A 3,703-nucleotide genomic window follows, 5' to 3' on the forward strand; every position below is an offset into this window, starting at 1 on the left:
TGTATTAGCTAGATTATATTCATGAGGGCAAGAGAGGTTAACACACCCTCCAAAATACTGATAAATTTCAAGCTTTTAAAAAGTAGAAAAGCTAAATAAACTAAATATTTTCCTCATTGGGTATTTGTGCATTTGCTACATGTTTAGTACCTAGCCGTCGCCATAAAAACTCTTAAGCACAAGTCTGGTGATGAGGTGAGCGATCGCCCTACTCGGAATTCTACTAATCTTTGTGAGAGTCTCACAAGTCTTGAGAAAATAAGCGATCGCATTCTTCTTCTCTACTTTTAATATCTTTAGTTAATAGTTACAAAGCATTTTCCAATTTAGTTTGTATTCAACTTGGGTCTCTACCATAATTAATTGGCGTCTACTAGCATTCAACTTGGTATCAAGAGTATGAAAAAATCTTATATGAAGAAAAAAGATTCCTTTTAGCCAATCTTCTTCTTTATAAGAAGGGGTAATATTAAATCCGGTAGCATTGGTATAATTAGATAGTTAATCTAGGAATCAGGAGTCAGGAGCAAAGAGAATTTAGAAAGATTTCCTCTTTAGCTGAAGATGAAAAATTTTTTTATACCGAATTAACCAGATTTGATGTAATAATTAATTATTAATTGTTATAGGGCTACTCATTCAGGTTAGGACATTTCTAAATCCTGAAACCCTTTGATAGTTTACTATTCCCTATTCCCTATTCCCTATTCCCGATTCAAGTAGCGCTATAATTATTAATTCTTGAAGCCATAGCTCCAAGAAAAAGTAAAAATTATCAGGTATAATAAATCAATCATTCCTACTTTTTAAGTCGCTCGGATACCAAAAGTTCTTGAACACTCCCTTCAATCTGAGTAATATCTGAAACGAATCTACAAAAAGGAATATCATAACTCCAAGTCTCATAAAAAGATTGATTCTTGTGATAAGAATTTGGTAGAAATATATGGGGTATATTCAAAAGTACACAGAGAATATGACCATGTAAACGATTAGTAATAATCAAACGATACTTCTGAAGCTGATAAATTCCACTATGGAGAGAACTTAAAGAAAGACGGTGCATAGATGGATTATCCACAGAATTAAAATCAATATTTTCTGTAGCAGTTTTCAACCAAATTCGTCTATCTATGAATTCTTGGGGTGTTACCAAACCCCGTTGCCAAACCTCTCGATAAAGTTGAGCAAATATTTGTCTCCATCGAGAATTAGCATTTCCCAGAATCCATTTTTGCTCATAAGAAATCCAATCAGCAACTACCAAATTATAAATTCCCATTAATTCTGCTAAAAAACCTTGATTTAATTCTTTATCTGTTCTATTCAGATACAAAATAGAATTTTCAGGATTTCTAGGAACAGAAAAACAAGGCATTCCTGCCATTTGAAAAGCTAGATCGGGAGCCAGAATAACTCGACAGTTATCAAAATGTTTAATCGCAAAATCATAACTATAGCGATCGCGCACACATAAAGTTAAATTAGGGTGAGAATTAAAAACCTTTGCCGACTTTTCCAAATAACCTTTATTCTGAAAATAAATAGTTTGTGGCATCACAATAATCCGGCGATGATGATTTTGAGAAATCACATATTCACGGAATTTTTGATCCTTATACCAGATATCCCCAAAATTTCCTCCACCAAGTAAAAAAATTGGAGAATCACCAATTTTTTCATCCATCTCAGCTTGAGAAAATTTTTCTGAACAGGAAGCATAAGCTATTTTTGTCTTGAGTACATTAGTTAAATAAAATACAGTCCCCAACCAAATTAGATGGTCTCCAATATTGATATAGTGAGGATATTGTAATAAAGCACATTGTTCAAAATTTCCTAGGTTTTTGAGAGACTCATGCAAAGCTTGTTTAATAGCCAAACTATTAGAATACTTAATGGTTTGATTAATAGACATATCAGTTTGTAACAACATTAATTCAACCTATATATTGGTAGTTGTAATCTACAATAAAGTATTTTTAAGCACTATAAATTTAGTTTTCACATTAAAACTCTGTTCTATGTACTTTCCTTAGAGATTCAGCAGAAATTATTTTTTGACTCTTCAATATAGACAATGCTAATTTGAGGATATTTCTTCTGGAGTTTCTCAGATATTGCCATAAATTATGTATGGGGTTGTAAAAAATACTCAATAATAAGTTTAGTTCACCAACAGCAATAATATCAGTCTGAAAAACCGAGTGATATTTTAGCAGATGAACAATTATTTTTTTTAAATCATTAATTAGATAAAATGGTATTACTAATGGCTTTTGCCATTGAGAATAATTTAACATTCTGGTTTGATATCGAGTTAAACCATTTGAGCGGAAAAACTTAATTAAATAATCTTTTTCCAGACGATATTTATATATTTTGTGTTCAATTTCCATTTCTGGAATAAACCAAATCTCCCAACCATTATTTCTGATATGTGATAGCATTTCCAAATCCTCTGCAGTCTGTGGAAGGCAAACAGTTTCAGGAACACTTTCTAACCAAGCTTGTTTACGAATAACTATTCCTGCACCAGCAGGGTAAAGTCGTTGATAAACAGATTTATATTTCTCGTTATAACAAAATGCCTTTTCTGCTTTTTTCAGAGCAAAAAAGGTGGCGACTCTTTCAAAATTTGGTGGTGGAGTCACTTCAAATATGCCATGAGACTGACCACCGTAAGCACCGACTTTAGGATGAGATTTCCCAAAGGTATAAGCTGCTGTTACCCAATTCGGAAAAGGTAAGTTATCGTCATCAAGAAAACCAATCAACTCGCTTTGAGCGTTTTTGATTGCACATTTCCTGGCAAAAGCCAATCCTTGTCGTGCTTCAAAGTAATATTTAATTGGATAATTTTTATCCCATTCAGACTGATATTTTTTGATAATTGTGGCAGTATTATCATTACTATTGTTATCAATAATAATAATTTCCCAAGAAATTTTTTGTTTCTGATTTATTGTATGTTTTATACATTCTCGAAGTTTTTCCAAAACATCAGAAATACGGTTTTCCCCATTATAAGTACAGATTGCTACAGTAAAGTCAACCATAATAGTTATATTCTTGATTTATTGATTACTTTCAGTAAATTTTAATTGGGCTATTTTTGCTATTTATTACCAATTCAATTTGCATATTTTGATTGTAGTTGCCAATAAAATAAATTGACAATAGGATAAATTGCGGAAAAAATATCGTTGATTTTATATCCACGCAAAAAAGTTTTCGAGACAGTAAGTGCATCGAAAATAATCTCTTATTATTCTCAGATAACGCACCCTATAATATAAATATTGATTATATGAAATACTCAAAAATTTGCGAGAGATTTCTGTTGATAACCCCCTTAAAAAAAGTGGGTTAGGGGAGATCGTCTATAGCATCAATTATTTGATTTCATATTATAGAGGCGGGTTGATATCAAAATCTCAGGTGTTTCACATTTAAGCTTTATGATACCCGCCCCATAGCCTTAATGACGATCTCAAAGCGACCTGAAGCACCTCCGTGGCCAACATCCATGTTGCAATCCATTATTAGCATATTGTCGTCAGTTTTGAGCTCACGTAACAGGGCTACCCATTTGGCCGGTTCCCAGTATTGTACTTGACTATCCCAATAGCCAGTTGTTACAAGCATATTTGGGTAGTCTTTTGCCTCTACGTTGTCATACGGAGAGTAAGATTTGATATAA

Annotated in this window: 3 protein-coding genes; all 3 read right to left on the reverse strand. The window is 32.6% G+C overall.

Features of this window, described 5'->3' with window-relative positions; translation table 11 throughout:
* Positions 1-799: 799 nt before the first annotated feature.
* A complete protein-coding gene (locus tag F6K22_RS35410) occupies positions 800-1,936 on the reverse strand; it encodes a polysaccharide pyruvyl transferase family protein (protein WP_293109223.1) in 1,137 nt (378 codons plus the stop codon).
* A 73-nt stretch (positions 1,937-2,009) separates the two neighbouring features.
* Positions 2,010-3,059 (reverse strand): hormogonium polysaccharide biosynthesis glycosyltransferase HpsE, encoded by a 1,050-nt coding sequence (gene hpsE / locus F6K22_RS35415; protein ID WP_293109224.1) that lies wholly within the window; start codon positions 3,057-3,059, stop codon positions 2,010-2,012.
* Positions 3,060-3,459: 400 nt separating this feature from the next.
* Positions 3,460-3,703: prolyl oligopeptidase family serine peptidase (locus F6K22_RS35420; protein WP_293109226.1), on the reverse strand; the 244-nt coding region annotated here is incomplete at its 5' end.

The sequence above is a fragment of the Okeania sp. SIO2F4 genome (assembly GCF_010672385.1).
Taxonomy (GTDB): domain Bacteria; phylum Cyanobacteriota; class Cyanobacteriia; order Cyanobacteriales; family Microcoleaceae; genus Trichodesmium.